This window comes from Aeromonas sp. FDAARGOS 1415, assembly GCF_019048365.1.
In the GTDB taxonomy this organism is placed as follows: domain Bacteria; phylum Pseudomonadota; class Gammaproteobacteria; order Enterobacterales; family Aeromonadaceae; genus Aeromonas; species Aeromonas taiwanensis.
The window spans coordinates 1655001-1674631 of sequence record NZ_CP077363.1; the positions used below are offsets into that span (position 1 = coordinate 1655001).

Consider the following 19631-nt stretch of genomic DNA (forward strand, 5'->3'; position numbering starts at 1 on the left):
AGACCGCCGGCTAAGGTCCCAAAGTTCTGGTTAAGTGGGAAACGATGTGGGAAGGCTCAGACAGCTAGGATGTTGGCTTAGAAGCAGCCATCATTTAAAGAAAGCGTAATAGCTCACTAGTCGAGTCGGCCTGCGCGGAAGATGTAACGGGGCTCAAACCAGGCACCGAAGCCGCGGATTCACGCTAAGCGTGAGTGGTAGGGGAGCGTTCTGTAAGTCTGCGAAGGTGTATCGAGAGGTATGCTGGAGATATCAGAAGTGCGAATGCTGACGTAAGTAACGATAAAGGGGGTGAAAAGCCTCCTCGCCGGAAGACCAAGGGTTCCTGTCCAACGTTAATCGGGGCAGGGTGAGTCGACCCCTAAGGCGAGGCCGAAAGGCGTAGTCGATGGGAAGCAGGTTAATATTCCTGCACGACTTGTAATTGCGATGGGGGGACGGAGAAGGCTAGGTGGGCCAGGCGACGGTTGTCCTGGTGAAAGTGCGTAGGTGGTGTTTCTAGGCAAATCCGGAGACACAACACTGAGACACGAGACGAACACACTACGGTGTGGAAGCCATTGATGCCCTGCTTCCAGGAAAAGCCTCTAAGCTTCAGATTACAAGTCATCGTACCCCAAACCGACACAGGTGGTCGGGTAGAGAATACCAAGGCGCTTGAGAGAACTCGGGTGAAGGAACTAGGCAAAATAGTACCGTAACTTCGGGAGAAGGTACGCTCTTGTTGGTGAAGTCCCTTGCGGATGGAGCTGACGGGAGTCGCAGTGACCAGATGGCTGGGACTGTTTATCAAAAACACAGCACTCTGCAAACACGAAAGTGGACGTATAGGGTGTGACACCTGCCCGGTGCCGGAAGGTTAATTGATGGGGTTAGCGCAAGCGAAGCTCTTGATCGAAGCCCCGGTAAACGGCGGCCGTAACTATAACGGTCCTAAGGTAGCGAAATTCCTTGTCGGGTAAGTTCCGACCTGCACGAATGGTGTAACCATGGCCATGCTGTCTCCACCCGAGACTCAGTGAAATCGAATTCGCCGTGAAGATGCGGTGTACCCGCGGCTAGACGGAAAGACCCCGTGAACCTTTACTACAGCTTGGCACTGAACATTGAACCTACATGTGTAGGATAGGTGGGAGGCTTTGAAGGCGTGACGCCAGTTGCGCTGGAGCCGTCCTTGAAATACCACCCTTGTATGTTTGATGTTCTAACGCAGGGCCCTGAATCGGGCTCGCGGACAGTGCCTGGTGGGTAGTTTGACTGGGGCGGTCTCCTCCCAAAGAGTAACGGAGGAGCACGAAGGTTGGCTAATCCTGGTCGGACATCAGGAGGTTAGTGCAATGGCATAAGCCAGCTTAACTGCGAGACGGACAGGTCGAGCAGGTACGAAAGTAGGTCATAGTGATCCGGTGGTTCTGAATGGAAGGGCCATCGCTCAACGGATAAAAGGTACTCCGGGGATAACAGGCTGATACCGCCCAAGAGTTCATATCGACGGCGGTGTTTGGCACCTCGATGTCGGCTCATCACATCCTGGGGCTGAAGTCGGTCCCAAGGGTATGGCTGTTCGCCATTTAAAGTGGTACGCGAGCTGGGTTCAGAACGTCGTGAGACAGTTCGGTCCCTATCTGCCGTGGGCGTTGGATGATTGAAGGGAGTTGCTCCTAGTACGAGAGGACCGGAGTGAACGAACCTCTGGTGTTCGGGTTGTCACGCCAGTGGCACTGCCCGGTAGCTAAGTTCGGAATCGATAACCGCTGAAAGCATCTAAGCGGGAAGCGAGCCCTGAGATGAGTCATCCCTGACCCCTTGAGGGTCCTAAAGGGCCGTTGGAGACCACAACGTTGATAGGTGGGGTGTGTAAGCGCGGCGACGTGTTGAGCTAACCCATACTAATTACCCGTGAGGCTTAACCATACAACACCCAAGAAGTGTTTCGAGCCTTGTAACGAATACGAAACTACTTACATCAGCTTTCTCAGATTGAAGAATTTGCCTGGCGGCAATAGCGCAGTGGAACCACCTGACCCCATGCCGAACTCAGAAGTGAAACGCTGTAGCGCCGATGGTAGTGTGGCATTCGCCATGCGAGAGTAGGACACTGCCAGGCACCCAATTAAACAGTGATGTGCAAAATCACGTTACTGGCTGCGAGGATGACACCTCAGAAGAAGCGGCAAAAGATTTAGCGCAAGCTAACCGAATGCGGAGCGGTAGTTCAGTCGGTTAGAATACCGGCCTGTCACGCCGGGGGTCGCGGGTTCGAGTCCCGTCCGCTCCGCCACTAAATTGAAAGGCCTTCCCTGACGGGAAGGCCTTTTTACTATCTGATATTTTTAATCGCGAAGCGCCCGGCTCCCCGGCAGTTCTGTTACAAACAAGAAGCCCAGTCGAAAGACTGGGCTTTTTTCTTTTCTTTTCGATTCCATGTCCTGCTCCTTCCCGACTGGGAGTGCCCCGCTAGTAGTAGATGCAGAGCCAGACGGTGGCTTCGGTAGGATGGGTCCACTCCACCCTGTGCTGAAGGTGGGCGGGGATATTGATGTAGTCCCCTGGCCCCAGATGTGCACGCTCCTGTTCCCCGGTATCCGGTGTGATGAAGACCAGGATGGCCTCCCCCTGTACCAGCAGTACCCATTCGTGTTCATCCTGATCGAACCACTCCCCAGAAGGGGTCTGATGCCCCAGAGAGAGGATGCGTTCGATGCGAAAGTGGTTGGTGCTGACCAGGTCCGTGAACACTTCATTGGGCAGGGGGGAGGGGGTCTTGCCAAACAGATTGCCTGTGTGCATGGGCTGCTCTCCGGTGGATGGGCGGGTGATTAGTTAAGAGTGTAGAGGCTGATGGTGAGACCTCGGCACACAAGTTGTGGTCTCCATTGAGGCTGCAAATGGAAAAGTTCGGGAAAAAGGTGGCTGATCCGCTGTAATTTCGCCAAATTCTTGCTATTTTGCGCGCCATTACGCAAACGATTTCCTTCACACTTTCAGGATGAGTTATGGCAACGCAAGAAATGACGGCCCGTACCGGCAACGGCGGATTTCTGGACTCCTATTTTTCCATCACCCAGCGTGGCAGTACCGTGCGCCAGGAACTGGTCGCGGGGCTGACCACCTTCCTGGCTATGGTCTACAGCATCATAGTGGTGCCGAACATGCTGGGGGCCGCCGGCTTTGAGCAGGGGCCTGTCTTTGTGGCCACCTGTCTGATCGCCGCCTTCGGCTCCCTGTTGATGGGTCTGTGGGCCAAGCTGCCGATGGCCATCGGTTGCGCCATCTCCCTGACCGCCTTCACCGCCTTCAGCCTGGTACTGGGGCAGGGGCTGAGCATCCCGGTGGCGCTGGGCGCCATCTTCCTGATGGGGGTGCTGTTCACCCTGATCAGCGTCACCGGCGTGCGCCAGTGGATCCTGGATAACCTCCCCTCCGGCATCGCCCACGGCACCGGCATCGGTATCGGCCTGTTCCTGCTGCTGATCGCCACCAACGGCGTCGGCATGGTGATTAAGAACGAAGGAGCCGGTCTGCCGGTACAACTTGGTGAAGTGACCGCCTTCCCCGTCGTCATGACGGTGCTGGGTCTGGCCGCCATCTTCGGTCTGGAGCGTCGCAAGGTACCGGGCGGTATCCTGATGGTGATCATCGCCATCTCCGTGCTGGGCCTCATCTTCGACCCGAAAGTGACCTGGCAGGGCTTCTTCGCCATGCCGAGCCTGACCGGTGAGAAGGGTTCCCTGGTGGGCAGCATGGATGTGCTGGGCGCTCTCAACCCAGTTGTCATTCCGACCGTGCTGGCACTGGTGATGACCGCCGTGTTTGACGCCACCGGCACCATCCGTGCTGTGGCTGGCCAGGCCGGTCTCATCAACGAGCGCGGCCACATCATCAGCGGCGGCAAGGCCCTGACTGCCGACTCCGTCAGCAGCATGGTGGCAGGCGCCGTTGGTGGTGCACCGGCTGCCGTCTACATCGAATCCGCTGCAGGGACTGCCGCCGGTGGCAAGACCGGTCTGACCGCGACTCTGGTCGGCGTGCTGTTCCTGTTGATGATCTTCCTCTCCCCGCTGAGCTATCTGGTACCGGCCTACGCCACCGCACCGGCCCTGATGTACGTGGGTCTGCTGATGCTGGGCAACGTCACCAAGCTGGATTTCAACGACTCGGTAGATGCCCTCTCCGGCATGCTGTGCGCCGTCTTCATCGTGCTGACCTGCAACATCGTCACCGGCATCATGCTGGGCTTCGTAGCACTGGTGATCGGCCGCCTGTTTGCCGCCGAGTGGAAAAAGCTCAACATCGGCACCGTCATCATCGCCGTGGCTCTGGTGATCTTCTACGCCGGTGGCTGGGCCATCTAATACCCCCGGTTTTCGAAGAGGGCTCCTGTGGGGGCCCTTTTTCATGGGTGTGAGGTGGCTAACAGTTCTGCCTCGTTGCCACGCTTATCGTTTCAGATTGAAACGTGCCGCCCCGCTTTTTCGTTTCAAATTCGAACCAAAGCGCCTGTCATTTTTATCTCCTCTTCTGCCGCTAGACTGGCCCCATCAACCATCTGCCAGCCCGTGTGGTGGCAAGTCAAGGAGTGAGCCATGAAGAAACTGATCAATGCCGTCGATGCCGTGGTCCGTGAACAACTGATGGGGATGGCGGCTGCCCACCCCGAGCTCAAGGTACGTATCGAACCCCACTACATCACCCGCGCCGATGCCCCCGTGGCGGGCAAGGTGGCGCTGGTCTCCGGCGGTGGCAGCGGCCACGAGCCGATGCACGGCGGTCTGGTGGGCAAGGGCATGCTGGATGGAGCCTGTCCCGGCGAGATCTTTACCTCTCCCACCCCGGATCAGATGTACGAGTGCGGCCAGGCGGTCGACGGTGGCGCCGGCGTGTTGTTTCTAGTGAAGAACTACACCGGCGATGTGCTCAACTTCGAGACCGCTGTCGAACTGCTGCACGGTGACGGGGTCAAGGTGGGCTTCGCCCTCATCGATGACGACGTGGCGGTCAAAGACAGTCTCTACACCGCGGGCCGCCGCGGCGTCGCCACCACAGTGCTGTGTGAAAAACTGGTAGGTGCCGCCGCCGAGGCGGGCTATGACCTGGCGCGCTGCGAGGCACTGGCTCGCCGCGTCAACAATCAGAGCCGCACCATTGGGGTGGCCATGCATGCCTGCACAGTGCCGGCCGCCGGCAAACCCTCCTTCACCCTGGCAGACAACGAAGTGGAATTCGGGGTCGGCATCCATGGCGAGCCAGGCATCGAGCGCCGCCCCTTCACCGACCTCAACGGCCTGGTGGATGACATGTTCAAGGAGCTGACCGACAACCGCCCCTATGGCCGCACCCTGCGTCACTGGGATCGCGCCAGTGGCAGCTGGCAGGAGGAGCACACCTTTATCGAGCCGCTCAACAAGGGCGACCGGGTCATCGCGCTGGTCAACAGCCTGGGGGGAACCCCCATCTCCGAGCTCTACGGCGTCTATGGCCGGCTCGCCGCCCTGTGTGAAGAGGCGGGCATTCATCTGGTGCGCAACCTGATCGGTCCCTACTGCACCTCTCTCGACATGACCGGCATCTCCATCACCCTGCTCAAGGTGGATGATGAGCTGATGACCCTGTGGGATGCCCCCGTTAACACCCCCGCCCTGCGTCGCGGCTGCTAAGGAATGTCCATGTTAAGCAAGCATCAAATCGTCAACTGGCTGCTCGACTGCGAGCACATCTTCACCGATCAGCGTGACTACCTGACCGCGCTTGATACCGACATCGGCGATGGGGATCACGGCCTCAACATGCAGCGCGGCTTTGCCAAGGTGGCCGAAAAGCTGCCAGCTGTGGCGGACAAGGACATCGGCCAGGTGCTGAAAACCACCGGCATGACCCTGCTCTCCTCCGTGGGGGGCGCCAGCGGCCCCCTCTACGGCACCTTCTTTATCCGTGCCGCGGCCAGCAGCGATGCCTGCCAGAGCCTGAACCTGAGCCAGCTTTGCAAGATGTTGAGCGACGGGGTGGAGGGGATCGTCTCCCGCGGCCGCGCCGAGCCAGGTGACAAGACCATGTGCGACGCCTGGTGGCCCGCCCTGGCTGCCCTGCAGCAGGCGGAGCAGCAAGGCTTGCCGCTGCCCGAGGCGCTCGACAAGGCGGTCGCGGCCGCCGCAGCCGGCACCGAGGCCACCATCCAGATGCAGGCCCGCAAGGGGCGCGCCAGCTATCTTGGCGAGCGCAGCATTGGCCATCAGGATGCCGGGGCCACCTCGACCCTGCTGCTGCTGACCGCCCTGCGTGACAGAGCGAGGTTGTAAACATGATCGGAATCGTAGTGGTCTCTCACAGCGCCCATCTTGCGGCCGGCTTGAAAGCCCTGGCCGACCAGCTGGGCAGCCCGGCAAGACTGCTGCTGGCGGCCGGAGTCGATGACCCCGACCATCCCATCGGCACCGACGCCATCGCCGTGATGAGTGCGATTGAAGAGGCGGATGACGGCAGCGGCGTGCTGGTGCTGATGGACTTGGGTAGTGCTCTCCTAAGCGCCGAGACCGCCCTCGAACTGCTGCCCCCCGAGCTAAGTGCCCGGGTGCGGCTCTGCCCGGCCCCGTTGGTGGAGGGCACCCTGGCCGCCGTGGTGGCGGCCGGTTCTGGTCTGACGCTGGATGAGGTAGCCACCGAGGCCCTCGGCGCCCTGGGCCCGAAACAGGCGATGCTGCCGGGCAAAACCGAACCTGAGGCCGTCGAGGTTGCTTCCACTCCTGACGATGGCTGGCAGCGCTGCGAGGTGGTGGTGGAGAACCCCCACGGTCTGCACGTGCGCCCCGCCGCCCGCCTGGTGGCCGCCCTCAAGCCCTTCACCGCCGAGTTGAAATTGCAAAAGGGGGAGAAAGAGGCTAATCCCCGCAGCCTGACCCGGCTCACCATGCTGGACGTGCGTCAGGGTGATCGCTTGATCCTGCTGGCCAGGGGGGAGGATGCCGAGGCTGCCCTGACCAGCTTTAAAGAACTGGCCGAGGCGCGCTTCGGCGACTGAGTGGCTGACTCAACACAACGGGCTCCGTCATGACGGGGCCCGTTGTGTTTTCTGGGTCTGCATGCCTCAGCTCTGGTAGTCGGCCAGATCCATGTCGAGCCGTTTCAGGCGTCGCCACAGTGTGGTGCGGCTGATCCCGAGCTGGCGCGCCATCAGGCTGACCTGCCCCTTGCTGGCGTGGGCGCAGCGCAAGATGGCCTGACGCTCCAGCTCTGCCAGGGAGAGCAGAGGCTGCCCCATGGCATCCGTCGACACGGGGGGATGGCCGTGGCAGATGGCCGCCGGCAGCGCCTGTGGCGAGATAGCCTCGTCACCGCTGTGGAGCAGGGCGTACTCGATGGCGCTGCGCAGCTCCCCCAGGTTGCCGGGCCAGGGGTAGGCCAGCAGGCAATCGAGGGCCGCCGGGCTGAAGCGGCGTCCCGGCTCGCGCCCCTGGGCCACCAGTTGCTGGGCGATGAGGCCGGGCAGGTCGGCGGCGCGCTCCCTCAGGCTCGGCAGCCACAGCTCGCCCCCCTGCAGCGCATAGAGCAGCTGACGACCGAAGTGCCCCTCCTGCACCCTTTGCTCCAGCGGCGCGCTGCTGGTCGCGATGATCCTCACCTTGAGCGGCAGGATGCGGGCCGAGTCGAAGCGCTGGATGCGGCCCGTCTTGAGCAGTTGCAGCAGGGCCGCCTGCATGGGCATGGGCAGACACTCCACCTGCTCCAGCACCAGCGTGCCGCCGTGGGCCAGTTCGAACTTGCCGGCCCGCTCCTGCCCGACTTCGTCGGAGCCCATCAGCTCCAGTGCCATCCGCTCGTCTGGCAACGCCTGGCAGTTCAGGGTAACGAGGGGGCCGGCGGCCCGCTCGCTACCGAAGTGGATGGCCTCCGCGAGCTGGGCCTTGCCCACCTCCTCCTCTCCCCGCAGCAGGATGGGGCCCTGCCCCCGGGCCGCCTGGCGGGCATGGCGCAGCAGCTTGCGCATGGCGCTCGACTCTCCCACCAGGGCCGAGAGCTCGGGTACCGTCTGGCGCAGGCGATGGATGGCGCGCAGCCTGTCGGTGGGGTGAAGCAGGGCGATGAAGCCGACCCCGTCCGGTCCGGGCAGCGGCTTGAGGCTCACCAGTGCATCGATGAACTCGCCCGCCTGCTCCCCCGTTCTCTCCAGGGTCACCTCCACGTGGCTCAGGGGGGTCATGGCCTCGATGGCGAGCCGCAGTCGCCGGGGCAGCAGCAGGTGGTGATCGAGGGGCTGGCCGAGACAGACATCCGGATCGAGGCGCAACCGCCTGGCCGCGAGCCCGTTGAGGTAGCGCAGCCTGCCCTGGGGATCCCAGGCCAGCACGCCGTCATCCATGCCGTCCAGCAGGGCGTAGAGCTCGCTCAGGTGGTGCTGGGACTCCTGCATCAGGCGCTCCATCTGCAGCAGGTGGGCCAGCTCGCGACCGGCGCTGACGGTGAGCGCCAGATCCCCCGCCGCCGCCTCTTCCACCCGGCAGAGCAGGGCCACCACGGCCACCTGGCGACCATCGCAGTTGTAGACCGGGCTGGCGCAGCAGTGCCAGGGGTGCAGGGTCTGGTTGAAGTGCTGGGGACCGCTGACGCAGAGGGGGAGCCCCTCCAGCGCCGCCAGGTTGATGGCGTTGGTACCGATGCGCCCCTCGCTGAAGAAGGCACCGGGGCCAAAGCCGAGGGCATCGAGCGCCTTCAGCGTCTCACCGTGGCCGGTGCGGGCCAGCAGGCAGCCGCTCTCGTCGGTCAGCAGCAGGGCGCAGGGGCGTCCTTCCATGAATTCGTAGAGATCCTCCAGGGCCATCTCGCCCGTGGTGAGCAGGTCCCGCTTGCGCTGGCGCAGGCTCTGCAGGGTCTGCCCCCTGGCACAGTGCGGCGGATGCCAGAGGGTGGCGCTGGTCTGGTGGGCGCAGCGCAGCCAGGAGGTCTGCAGGTGTTCCGGCCAGGACGAGAGGGGAAGGGGGGAGGATGACATGGTCACTGGGCTGTCCGGCAAGGGGAAAGGGGTCATTTAAGCACCCTTGCCGGCCCGATTCAGTGACCCATCTCAGAGTGTCGCTTCCCCACTCTTGGCATATCTCGTCAGATCCCCGTCATGCCGATCTCGTCGAGCTGGACATGGGCCCCCTGGCGCAGGGTGTAGAGCACGGCCTCGGCCAGATCCTCCACCTGCAGCCAGCCAGGCTTGCGCTCGTCGGGACAGGCCGGGGGCGGTACCTGAACCAGGCCCGGGCAGAGGGTGTGGACCCGGATGCCCTGGTGCTGCACCTCTTCCCGCAGTGCCCTGGCGAACCCCAGCACGGCAAACTTGGCGGCGCAGTAGACACTGGCCCTGGCATAACCGTGTCTGGCGGCCTGGGAGGCGATGTTGATGATGGTGCCGTGGCGGTTGGCCAGCATGTCCGGCAGGCAGGCCCGGGTCATCAGGAAGGTGCCCTTGGCGCAGGTGTCCATCACCCTGTCCCATTCCGACTCCGGCAGATCCTGTACCAGGTGGTCGCTGCCGACCCCGCTGTTGTTGATGAGCAGATCGACGGGGCCGAGTCGCTCCCGGATCTGGGCGTATCCGTCCCGAACCTGCGCGCCGTCGCACACATCCAGCGCGAGCACCATGACTCTCACCCCGTATCGCGCCTCCAGTCTGGCTGCCTCCTGCTCCAGCAAGCCCTGGCGACGGGAAGCCAGGATCAGTTCCACTCCCTGGCTGGCCAGAGCCTCGGCAATGGCCAGCCCGATGCCGCTGGCACCACCGGTGATCAGGGCGCGTCTTGCTCTCAATGTGCTCATCTTGTTCTCCTCTTGAATGGAGCCTGCATTGTGGCGGGCGACCCGGGGAGAGGACAGGGGAGGCGGGGGGAGGATTCGAACCCTGGTTCGTATTTTGGCGCACTGCTTCGAACTTTGGTTCTGGCGCGGCCGGATGCGGGAAGAGGGCAGGGACGCCGCCCCTCGGCGGCGTCCTGGATGAGGGGTCAGTCCGCCTTGGGCGGGACAGGGGCGGCGATGGTTGGAGAGGTCTCTTCCTCCTTGATCCAGGCATCCAGCAGGGTGTAGCCCACTGCCAGCACCACGGGGCCGATGAAGAGGCCGATGATGCCGAGGGCCAGCAGGCCGCCGATGACGCCCACCAGGATGAGGATGAGGGGCAGATCGGCCCCGCGCTTGATGAGGAAGGGGCGCAGGAAGTTGTCCATGGTGCCCGCCAGCACGGACCAGACCAGCAGGAAGGTGCCCCAGGTGGTGTCCCCGCTCCAGTAGAGGTAGCCGATGCTGGTCAGCAGCACCGGGAAGGGGCCGATCTGGGCGACGATGAGCAGGAACATCAGTACCACCAGGATCATGGTGTAGGGAATGCCGGCAATCAGCAGGCCGAGTCCGGCAACCGAGGATTGCACCAGGGCGGTCACCACCACCCCCATGGCGACGGCGCGGATGGCCTGGGAGGCGAGCACCACGGCATTGTCGCCGCGCTGGCCAGCCAGGCGATGGGCGAAGCGGCGGATGCCATCCGCAGCCTTTTCACCCGAATGGTAGAGCAGGCCGCAGATGGCCACGGTCAGCAGGAAGTGGACGAACAGCAGGCCGAGGTTGCCCGCCTGGGCCGCCAGCCAGCGGGCGGTCTGGCCGAAGTAGGGGGCCAGCTTGGCGAACAGCACCTGGCCGCCGCTCGCCAGGATCTGTTGCCAGAACTCATACAGCTTGGTGCCGACCAGGGGGACCTGCTGCAACCAGAGCAGCTCGGGGGGCGGGGAGTGGCTCAGCTCGGTGCCGAATTCGATCAGCATGGGAGCCTTCTCTGCCACGTTGGCCAGCGTCATGAAGAGCGGGATGACGAACATCAGCAGCAGGATGCCGCTCATCAGCAGGGCCGCCAGGGCGCGCTTGCCCCAGAGCAGGCGCTGGGCCATCTGCATCAGCGGCCAGGTGGCGATGGTGATCATGGTGGCCCACACCAGGGCGGGCAGGAAGGGGCGCAGCACCATGAAACACGAGATGATGAGCAGGCTGAGGAACAGCAAGCCCAGGGTGATCTTGGCCAAATCCACTTTCTTCATATTCATGACGTTCCCTTTGTGGGGGTGGGGCTCCGGGAGGAGCCGGTATGGGCGATGGACAGCAGCCACCAGAGCCCAGCACTCAGCCAGAACCCCAGGCAGCCATAGAGTAACCCTCTCCCGGCCAGGATCAGCAGGGAGCTGCTGGTGAGCAGGGGCACCAGCAGCAGGCCTCCCCCGATGAGCAGCCCGCCCCCCAGTGCCAGCAGGGTGGTGCGGATGGCGGGAACCGGGTGCCGTTCGAGTTGTAGCAGATTACCCGATGCAAGCCCCAGGGTGAACATGGCAAGCCCGGCCAGGGCGGTGGACTGGGTCAGCCAGCCCGCCAGGGTGCAGATCAGCAGCAGGCCCCACCAGGAGAGGTGTTGCCCCGCCAGCGTGGTGAGGGGGGCGCGCAGCGCCAGCAGCAGGGTGCCAAGCCCCAGGCCTGCCAGGACGTCCGAGAGGAAGTGCACCCCGAGCCAGACCCGGGCCAGGCCAGCCAGCATGGCCAGCAACAGGGCCAGTGCGGCGCCCTGCCAGGTCTTGAGGGAGGTCAGGGTGGTCAGCAGCAGTCCCCAGAACAGCAGGGTCGAGGCGGTGTGCCCGCTGGGCATGCCAAACCCCTGGGCACTCTGGCGGGCCAGCTCGGGTTGCAGGTGGAAGGGCCTTGGCCAGCCGAGGCCGGCCTTGAACAGGTGCACCAGCAGGGTGAGCAGTACTATGGCAAACAGCAGTCGGCGCAGCCCCTGCCAGCCCAGCAAGGGGATCAGGAAGGGCAGCAGCGCCAGCTGGAAGGGGGCGGAGCCCAGCAGATTGCCAACCAGGAGCCAGTTTGCGTCCGCCCCCAGCCAGGCTTGCAGGCGCTGGATCAGCGGCAGCTCGGCGCGGTGCAGGGCGCTGGCGCCGTTGCTGAAGTCCGCCATCCACTGCACCGGGCTCTCGGGCACTCCGGCCAGCTTCGGTGCCAGCCAGTCGAGTTGCGCCGGGAAACGACGTTCGTCATGGGGCAGCCTGTCCGCCTCCATCAGCCTGGCGTTCTGGATCTCGCCGCCGAGGTTCGGTGCCTGGAGCAGGGAGACGAACCCCGTCCCGGCCTGTGCCTGGATGGGGGAGAGGGTCTGGCAGGCGAACACCTGCGCCCGCTGCCAGCGCCCCAGCTCGCCGGTGACGCGCCCCCGCAATCCCGTCTCCTCGAACAGCTCCCGCAGGGCCGCCTGGGCCGGGGTTTCCCCCGCATCTATGTAGCCCCCGCTCAGGCTGTAGCGGGAGGAGAGACTGTCCTGCACCAGCAGCAGCGACTGCTGGTGGCGTACCACGCAGGCGGCCGCCGAAGGGGGCGGCTCGGCGGCGCGCAGGGGGACACAGAGCGCGCCAAACAGCAGGATCAGGAGCAAGGCGGATCGGGTCATGATGGGTCCATGGGAGAGGAGTGGGGACAAGGGTCACAGAAATCAGATATCTGGGCAATGACTTCCCGATGAAGGGCCTCATGCAGGAAGGGGTTGGCGCAATCTGGGGCACAAAGATTGCCGTCTGCCCGGGCAGTCCCTAGTATTGGCGGTTGTTGTTCCTTTCAATCACCACATCTTGAGGCCCTTCATGCGACAGTTCGGTTTCTTCCTGGGGATCGCCATCGGCGTCATCCTGATACTGTTTGGCAGCATCGTCATCTTCCAGGCGCTGCCTGCAGCGCTGGACGTGCTGGAGATGCCGAGCCGCATACCCTTCGTGCGCGAGGTCTACAACTGGCTGATGAGCAGTGCCAACGGCCTCACCGCCCAGCTGGAGCAAAACTTCCTGGAGGCATTCCAGACGGTGCTCAAGCTTATCCTGCTCATCACCTTCATGTGGGTCTGCGTCAAGCTGGTCAACATGGGGGTGCTCATCATCCGGGCGGGTGTCGACCTTATCCGTACCGCCATCGAGCACAGCGAGGACAAGGTGGCCAAGCCCACCGAGCAGGACCGCCACTTCTAAGGTTTTTGCCCCTTCGCAGATAGACGACAGGCCACCCCGGGGTGGCCTGTTTGCGTGGTGGCGTCGCTCGCCCTCGTTCAGTTGAGCAGCTTTTCCAGTTCGGCTTCGGCATCGGCCCTGGCCTGATCGCTCAGGGTGTCAGCCTCTTCCTCCGCCTTCTTGAGCTGTTGCTGCGTCTTGGTGGCGCCGCTGACTGCCTGCTGGGCGGCGGCGGCCACAGCCTTCCCGGCCTGTTGCTCTGTCGCGGTGGCGCTGCTGATCGCCTGCTGGACACTGCCGGTGACGGCCTTCTGGGTCTGCTGCTGCGCTGCGGTGGCGGCGCTGCTCACCGCCTGCTGGGCGCTGCCGGTGACGGCCTTCTGGGCCTGTTGCTGTGTCGCGGTGGCGCTGCTGACCACCTGCTGGGCGCTGCCGGTGACGGCCTTCTGGGCTTGTTGCTGCGCCGAGGTGGCGGCGCTGCTGACCACCTGCTGGGCGCTGCTGGTCACGGCCTTCTCGGCCTGTTGCTGCGCCGAGGTGGCGACGCTGCTGACCGCCTGCTGGGCGCTGTCGGTGACGGTCTTCTGGGCCTGCTGCTGCGCCGAGGTGGCGACGCTGCTGACCGCCTGCTGGGCGCTGTCGGTGACGGCCTTCTGGGCCTGTTGCTGTGCCGAGGTGGCGGCGCCGCCGATCATCTTGCTGGTGGAGTCGGCCAGGGTCTTGCTCGCGCTCTGCTGCAGGCTGCCCATCATGCCGCCCAGCAATGAGGTGCCGGATCCGGTCATGGCTTGCCCGACCCCGCTGAGGGCAGTGGCGGTGGGGTTGGTCTGGGATTGCCAATCCTGCATGGTGCTGGGCCAGACCGGGGTGCTCGCCATCAGGTTCTCACCGAACACCTGGGTCGCCCCGTCCCCTTTTTGCAGCATGACGGCGAGCTGGTTGGTGTCGGCGTTCCACACCATGCCGGCCTGCTTGGCCACGTCGGGAATGGGAGCGTAGCGGGAGACCACGTAGAACAGCGGTCCCTCCTGCTGCAGCTCGTTGGCGGTCTTGAGCAGCTGCATGGTGGTGTCGTAGTTGGGCCCCAGCATGGCGGTCATTCTGTCCTTGATCATCGGCTGCTCGAACAGGCTGGTTTCGTTCGGATCGAAACCCACCAGCGGCTTGAGCAGGGCCCACATCAGCTGGCTGGTGGGGCTCATCATCAGCAGGGGGGCAACGCAGGCGGACAACATCAGGCTCAGGCAGGCGGCCTTGAGCAACGGCATGATACGCATCGACAACATATCCAAGTAATTATTTGATTAATAAGGTAATGTGTTGTCCCATTCCGACAACATCACCTGAACTGGTTCGCCAGCTCCATGGGTGTAGCCAGCGGGCGCAGGCAGGCTACCATATTGCCCCCGGAATGCCAGATGAGCTGTCATTTTTTGGTCAAGTGGGCGACGACAGTGGTCGCCTCTATGGATAGGGTTCTTCTCATCACGGGTCGCTTGTCATGATTAAATTCGTCTTCTCTCTGCTTGTCCTGGTGGGGGCGACCGGCGCCCTGGCGGATCCGGCCAGGGTACAGGCACAGTCCCGCCACTCGGTGGGGGCGGATCTGGTGCTGCCCCTGGGATCGCTGCCGGAGCGAGTCTGCTGGTATCAGGATCAGAAATACTCCCTCGGCGCCCGGATCCAGCAGGGGGATCTCTGGCTGGAGTGCGGCCCGCAGAACGCGCTGGAGAGCAATGGCCCCCTGGCCTGGCGCGAACCCGCCGTGCTGCAACCCCCCGGGCAGGAGTCGAGCAACAAGACGACGATCCGCGTCGGCCAGTGAGCCTTTTCTTGATCCAGCTACAGACACGGGCGTGATCTCTATCGCATAATGCGGCTCTTTCTTCTCTTGACTGGGATCTAGGCAATGGCTCGTCGCTCTTCCAATGCACAACGTCGTCGCAGCAGCTGGTGGTACAAACGCCTGTTGGCAAGGGAGCGCGAGGCGCGCGAGGCGCGTTCCGTCAGGGATTGATAACGCATTGAAACACGGAGCCATTGGCTCCGTGTTTGTTTTCCGTGCAGCACGATGACAACGGGGGCCCATGGCCCCCGTTTGTTTTTTGTCTGCCGGGCAGGCATCAGCGCTGCAAGGCGGCCAGGGCCAGCTCGACTCGCCGGGCGTACTCGGGGTCGGCCTGCTCGAAGTGGCTGAGCTGGGCCGCGACGATGGCGTCGTCCTGCACGTTGACCAGGGAGCGGGCCAGGTTGGAGGCAAGGCGTGCGCGTTGCCCCTCGTCCATCAGGCGGAACAGCGCCCCCGGCTGGCTGTAGTAGTCAGCGTCGTAGTCGCGGAAGTCGTAGTGCAGCGCCGCACCTTCCAGGCTCAGGGCCGGTTCGTGCTGACCGCTCGGGGTCTGGGTGCCGAAACGGTTCGGCTGGTAGTTGGGGCTGGTGCCGCCGTTGCCATCGCTGCGCATGGCGCCATCGCGGTGCGCGGTGTGGAACGGGCAGCGCGGGGCGTTGACCGGCAGCAGGCCGTGGTTGACCCCGAGGCGGTAGCGCTGGGTATCGCCGTAGGAGAACAGCCGCCCTTGCAGCATGCGATCCGGCGAGAAGCCGATGCCGGGCACCACGTTGGCCGGGGTGAAGGCGGCCTGCTCCACGTGGGCGAAGTAGTTGTCCGGGTTCTGGTTGAGCTCCAGCACGCCGACCGGGATCAGCGGGTAGTCGCCGTGGGGCCACACCTTGGTGAGGTCGAACGGGTGCACCTTGCTGGTGTGGGCCTCGGCCTCCGGCATCACCTGCACATAGACCTTCCAGCGCGGGAAGTCGCCGCGCTCGATGGCGTTGTAGAGGTCGGCCTGGCTGGTCTCTCTATCCTGGCCGACGGCGGTGGCGGCCTCCTCATCGGTGAAGAAGCTGTGGCCCTGCTCGGTCTTGAAGTGGAACTTGACCCAGAAGCGCTCGTTGGCGTCGTTGATGAAGCTGAAGGTGTGGCTGCCGTAGCCGTTCATCTCGCGCAGGCTCCTGGGGATGCCGCGGTCGCTGAACAGCATGGTGACCTGGTGCAGGGATTCCGGGTGGCGGGACCAGAAGTCCCAGGCGGCGGTGGCGCTGCGCAGGTTGGTGCGCGGATCCCGCTTCTGGGTGTGGATGAAGTCGGGGAATTTCAGCGGATCGCGGATGAAGAAGACAGGGGTGTTGTTGCCCACCAGATCCCAGTTGCCCTGCTCGGTGTAGAACTTGAGGGCGAAGCCGCGCACGTCACGCTCGGCATCGGCGGCCCCCTTCTCGCCGGCTACGGTGGAGAAACGCAGGAACACCGGCGTCTGCTTGCCGACGGCGTTGAACAGGTCGGCCTTGCTGAACTGGCTGATGTCGTGGGTCACGGTGAAGGTGCCGTAGGCGCCCGAGCCCTTGGCGTGCACCACCCGCTCCGGGATGCGCTCGCGATCGAAGTGGGCGAGTTTCTCCAGCAACCAGACATCCTGCAGCAGGACGGGGCCGCGCGGGCCGGCGGTGAGGCTGTTGTTGTTGTCGACGACGGGGGCGCCGTTGGCGCTGTGCAGGGTCTTGTCGGTCATGGTGGATCTCCTTGTTGGCGTGCGGTCAGACTAGGGGAGTGGCGCGTCCGGCTCCAATGGAGTGTTCCTAACCCTTTGATTGGTTTCGCTGATGGGTATGGCGACGGGAGCAGATTTTGCGGCAAGATGGGTCATAGCCAAGGAGGTCTCATGTCCATTATTGTTCGCCGCGCCGGTCCCGAGGATGCCCCCGCCCTGCGCGATCTTTACGCCATGCCCCAGGCCCAGGCCGGCACCCTGCAACTCCCCTTCGCCTCGCTGCATCACTGGCAGCAGCGGCTCGAACCGCGAGACGGCGTCACCGTGCTGGTGGCCGAGTCCGATGGCCTGGTGGTGGGTAATCTGACCCTGTGGCAAGAGCCCAACCCGCGCCGGCGCCACGTGGCGGGCCTCGGCATGGCGGTGCGCGACGACTGGGCCGGGCGTGGCGTGGGCAGTGCCCTGATGGCGGCCGCCATCGATCTGGCGGATAACTGGCTCGGGTTGACCCGCCTCGAGCTCACCGTCTGGAGTGACAACGAGGCGGCTCAGGCCCTCTATCGCAAGGCTGGGTTCGTGCAGGAGGGGATCGCTCGGGAATACGGCATGCGCCACGGCCAGCTGATGGACACCCTCTACATGGCCAGGCTGCGCCCATGATCGATTATCGTCGCCGCCTGCTGCCGGTGGTGCGGGCGCTGGAGCAGGATCCGGACCTCTCCATCGAGGCGCTGGCCGCGCGAGCCTGTCTCTCCCTCTACCACTTCCACCGGGTCTTCACCGCCGTCACCGGCGAGGCCCCTGGCGAGATGTGCCGCCGCCTGCGCATGCAGCGAGCCGCCTGGCAGCTGCGCTATACCGACGCCAGCATCACCGCCATCGCCCTGGGGGCGGGGCTCGGCAGCTCCCAGGCCTTCGCCAAGGCGTTTCGTCGCCACTATGGCTGCACCCCGGGGGCGTTTCGCCGCCAGGAGAGCAAGAATGGACACCTGGAGCGCAAGGAGGGACACGCGCGCTTCGAGCCGGACCCCTATGCTGAAGGCCACTCATCAGCAAGGAGCAACATCATGAAGACGGTTGAAATGGACGCGCGTACCCTGGCCTACATCCGGGTGACGGGACCTTACGGGGAGGGGTATGACGCGGTCTGTGGCCGGCTGCACCAGTGGGCGGCCACCCGCGGCCTGGCGGACGGGGAGTGGATCTTCATCTACCACGACAACCCCGAGGTGACGCCACCGGCCCAGTGCCGCACCGATATCGGCATCACGGTGCCGGCAGGCACTCAGGGAACGGGGGAGGTGGAGACCCAGGGCATTCCCGCCGGGCGCTACGCCCAGTCCCGCTACCTCATCACGGATCGCAGCCAGTACGGGCCGCGCTGGCAGGAGCACATCGGCGACATCGTCTCTGCCGGGCTGGCCTTTGGCGACGGCCCCTGCTTCGAGCTCTACCACAGCGTGAGCAACGATCCGCTACGGGACGACGTGAGCTTCTGCTCCAGCGTGCAAGGCTGAGTGGCGACGCATACCGGGGTTCGTAAAGACGAAAGAGGAGCCATATCGGCTCCTCTTTGCATTCACTGGCTGGGCACCTTGTCCCGGCGGGATTTCCACCACCAGCGCAGGCGGATCTGGGAGATGAGCATGCCCGCCAGCATCAGGGCGCAACCGACGATGGCCCGCTCGTCCAGATGTTCCCCCAGCAGCAGGACACCGCCGATGGCGGCGAACACCGTTTCCAGGCTGAGGATGATGGCGGCATGGGCCGGATGGGCGCCCCGCTGACCGACCACCTGCAGGGTGTAGCCGATGCCGACGGAGACCAGGCCCGCGTAGAGCAGCGCCTGCCAGCCGGCGACGGCACCGGAGAGGGTCGGGGTCTCGATGGCGAACGCCGTGATCAGGCTGAGCAGGCCGCACACCACGAACTGTACCCCGGCGAGGCGAATGGGGGCGACCCGGTTGGAGTAGTGATCCAGCACCAGCAGATGCACGGCCCAGAACAGGGCGCCCACCACCTGCAGCAGATCGCCGTAGCCGATGGTGAACTCCTCGGTGACGCTGAGGTAGTAGAGCCCGGCCATGGCGATGAGGGCGCCGATCCAGGTGTTGGCTCCCGTCTTGTGGCGCAGGGCCAGGCCGATGACGGGCACCAGAATGATGTAGAGGCCGGTGATGAAGCCCGCCTTGGCGGCCGTGGTGTAGAGCAGCCCCACCTGTTGCAGGGAGGCGGCGGAGAAGAGCACTCCCCCGGCCAGCAGGCCCCCGATCAGCAGCTGGCGTCTATCCCCTGACGGTTGCCCGGCTGGCTGCCTGGGCTGGCGTGACTTGAGCCACCACAGCAGGGGCAGCAGGGAGAAGGCGCCGAGCAGAAAGCGCAGGCCGTTGAAGGTGAAGGGCCCCATGTGATCCATCCCCAGACGCTGGGCGACGAAGCCCAGCCCCCAGATGGCGGCGGCCATCAGTAACATCATGTTTGAACGCATACGAAATCATCCCTGAGAAACAGTCGCGGGCACTCTGGCCCCGTCAGTACGATACCCGTGTGCGGGGGCGTTTGTCGCCAGCGATTTGCATCGGCACGGGCATGGCCAGGGAGGCTGGCTCAGCGGCCGGCCAGTTTGGCGAGCAGAGGCAGCAGGGCGAGCATCAGCAGGTTGCCCCTCAGGATCCAGATCACCCAGAGCTGCTGCTGGGTAGAGACGATGGGGGCTCGTCCCTGGCGCAGGGAGCGGCGCCAGCGATGGAACAGCCGGCTGGGGTAGCCGAAGCTGATGGCCATGGTGAAGAAGAGCAGCAGCTTGGTGCGGTAGCCGGGATTGGCGAACAGGGTGGAGGGAGGCTGCGGGTGGGCGAGCACCAGCAGCACGCCGGTGATGAAGATGAGCAGCAAGGCCAGCGCGGCCAGGCTGTCCGCCAGCAGCAGCTTGCGCACCTGGTCGATGGACATGCCGCGCCGGAACAGGAAGTATTGCGAAGTGATGGCACCGGTCAGGGTGATCACGGCGCAGTAATGGAGCGCGGTCAGCAGGTCCGGGTTCAACATCCAAGCCAGTTCCTTCTCGTTGGCCACATGGCAC

17 protein-coding genes, 1 tRNA gene and 2 rRNA genes (1 of these 20 only partly in view) are annotated in these 19631 nt (G+C 64.1%); 11 read left to right on the forward strand and 9 right to left on the reverse strand.

Annotated features, from left to right (window positions below; translation table 11 throughout):
- The 3 genes from I6L45_RS07865 to I6L45_RS07875 form a co-directional block, all read left to right on the forward strand.
- Positions 1-1914 (forward strand): 23S ribosomal RNA (locus I6L45_RS07865); it begins 975 nt to the left of the window's first position.
- 78 nt (positions 1915-1992) lie between these two features.
- Positions 1993-2107, forward strand: a 5S ribosomal RNA gene (rrf, locus tag I6L45_RS07870).
- Positions 2108-2204: 97 nt separating this feature from the next.
- Positions 2205-2281 (forward strand) — tRNA-Asp (locus I6L45_RS07875).
- A gap of 176 nt (positions 2282-2457) precedes the next feature.
- On the opposite strand, the gene I6L45_RS07880 is transcribed toward I6L45_RS07875, so the two are convergent.
- Positions 2458-2790 carry a cupin domain-containing protein gene (locus I6L45_RS07880; protein WP_216983886.1) on the reverse strand — a complete coding sequence of 111 codons (333 nt, stop codon included), beginning with the start codon at positions 2788-2790 and terminating at the stop codon, positions 2458-2460.
- 206 nt (positions 2791-2996) lie between these two features.
- On the opposite strand from I6L45_RS07880, the gene I6L45_RS07885 reads away from it, so the two are divergent.
- The 4 genes from I6L45_RS07885 to dhaM all read left to right on the forward strand — a co-directional run bounded on the left by I6L45_RS07885 (position 2997) and on the right by dhaM (position 7015).
- Positions 2997-4355, forward strand: a complete 1359-nt coding sequence (locus I6L45_RS07885; protein ID WP_043762524.1) for an NCS2 family permease — start codon at positions 2997-2999, stop codon at positions 4353-4355.
- A gap of 231 nt (positions 4356-4586) precedes the next feature.
- On the forward strand, positions 4587-5657 hold the full coding sequence (gene dhaK, locus I6L45_RS07890; protein ID WP_216983887.1) for a dihydroxyacetone kinase subunit DhaK: 1071 nt from the start codon (positions 4587-4589) through the stop codon (positions 5655-5657).
- Positions 5658-5666: 9 nt separating this feature from the next.
- Positions 5667-6296 (forward strand): dihydroxyacetone kinase subunit DhaL, encoded by a 630-nt coding sequence (gene dhaL / locus I6L45_RS07895; RefSeq protein ID WP_216983888.1) that lies wholly within the window; start codon positions 5667-5669, stop codon positions 6294-6296.
- 2 nt (positions 6297-6298) lie between these two features.
- Entirely contained in the window at positions 6299-7015 is a 717-nt protein-coding gene (gene dhaM / locus I6L45_RS07900) for a dihydroxyacetone kinase phosphoryl donor subunit DhaM (RefSeq protein ID WP_216983889.1), read from the forward strand.
- Between the two features lie 66 nt (positions 7016-7081).
- On the opposite strand, the gene dhaR is transcribed toward dhaM, so the two are convergent.
- The 4 genes from dhaR to I6L45_RS07920 all read right to left on the reverse strand — a co-directional run bounded on the left by dhaR (position 7082) and on the right by I6L45_RS07920 (position 12454).
- On the reverse strand, positions 7082-8983 hold the full coding sequence (gene dhaR / locus I6L45_RS07905; RefSeq protein WP_254204389.1) for a dihydroxyacetone kinase operon transcriptional regulator DhaR: 1902 nt from the start codon (positions 8981-8983) through the stop codon (positions 7082-7084).
- A 107-nt stretch (positions 8984-9090) separates the two neighbouring features.
- Positions 9091-9795, reverse strand: coding sequence for an SDR family oxidoreductase (locus I6L45_RS07910; RefSeq protein WP_216983891.1), 705 nt, complete (start codon positions 9793-9795; stop codon positions 9091-9093).
- Positions 9796-9980: 185 nt separating this feature from the next.
- Complete coding sequence (gene ydiK, locus I6L45_RS07915; protein ID WP_216983892.1) at positions 9981-11069, reverse strand: AI-2E family transporter YdiK; 1089 nt, start codon at positions 11067-11069, stop codon at positions 9981-9983.
- Complete coding sequence (locus I6L45_RS07920) at positions 11066-12454, reverse strand: phosphatase PAP2 family protein (RefSeq protein ID WP_216983893.1); 1389 nt, start codon at positions 12452-12454, stop codon at positions 11066-11068. Before I6L45_RS07920 ends, ydiK begins: the two co-directional genes overlap by 4 nt.
- A 190-nt stretch (positions 12455-12644) precedes the next feature.
- On the opposite strand from I6L45_RS07920, the gene I6L45_RS07925 reads away from it, so the two are divergent.
- Positions 12645-13022, forward strand: coding sequence for a hypothetical protein (locus tag I6L45_RS07925; RefSeq protein ID WP_043762537.1), 378 nt, complete (start codon positions 12645-12647; stop codon positions 13020-13022).
- A gap of 77 nt (positions 13023-13099) precedes the next feature.
- Here I6L45_RS07925 and I6L45_RS07930 read toward each other — a convergent pair whose 3' ends face one another.
- Positions 13100-14278, reverse strand: coding sequence for a hypothetical protein (locus I6L45_RS07930; protein WP_216983894.1), 1179 nt, complete (start codon positions 14276-14278; stop codon positions 13100-13102).
- A 224-nt stretch (positions 14279-14502) separates the two neighbouring features.
- Here I6L45_RS07930 and I6L45_RS07935 point away from each other — a divergent pair, with 224 nt between their 5' ends.
- The gene (locus I6L45_RS07935; protein WP_043762540.1) at positions 14503-14826 is read left to right on the forward strand and encodes a YnjH family protein; all 324 of its coding nucleotides are present in this window, start codon (positions 14503-14505) and stop codon (positions 14824-14826) included.
- A gap of 298 nt (positions 14827-15124) precedes the next feature.
- On the opposite strand, the gene I6L45_RS07940 is transcribed toward I6L45_RS07935, so the two are convergent.
- Positions 15125-16570: a catalase gene (locus I6L45_RS07940; protein WP_216983895.1), complete on the reverse strand. Its 1446-nt coding sequence runs from the start codon at positions 16568-16570 to the stop codon at positions 15125-15127.
- Between the two features lie 150 nt (positions 16571-16720).
- Between I6L45_RS07940 and I6L45_RS07945 the strand changes: the two genes are divergently transcribed.
- Entirely contained in the window at positions 16721-17209 is a 489-nt protein-coding gene (locus I6L45_RS07945; RefSeq protein WP_043762543.1) for a GNAT family N-acetyltransferase, read from the forward strand.
- Positions 17206-18066: a GyrI-like domain-containing protein gene (locus I6L45_RS07950; protein ID WP_043762546.1), complete on the forward strand. Its 861-nt coding sequence runs from the start codon at positions 17206-17208 to the stop codon at positions 18064-18066. The genes I6L45_RS07945 and I6L45_RS07950 overlap by 4 nt, the downstream gene beginning before the upstream one ends.
- A 62-nt stretch (positions 18067-18128) precedes the next feature.
- Here the strand turns inward: I6L45_RS07950 and I6L45_RS07955 are convergent, their stop codons facing one another.
- Complete coding sequence (locus I6L45_RS07955) at positions 18129-19037, reverse strand: DMT family transporter (protein ID WP_043762549.1); 909 nt, start codon at positions 19035-19037, stop codon at positions 18129-18131.
- Between the two features lie 119 nt (positions 19038-19156).
- The gene (locus I6L45_RS07960) at positions 19157-19597 is read right to left on the reverse strand and encodes a DUF2214 family protein (protein ID WP_210549729.1); all 441 of its coding nucleotides are present in this window, start codon (positions 19595-19597) and stop codon (positions 19157-19159) included.
- Positions 19598-19631: the final 34 nt, after the last annotated feature.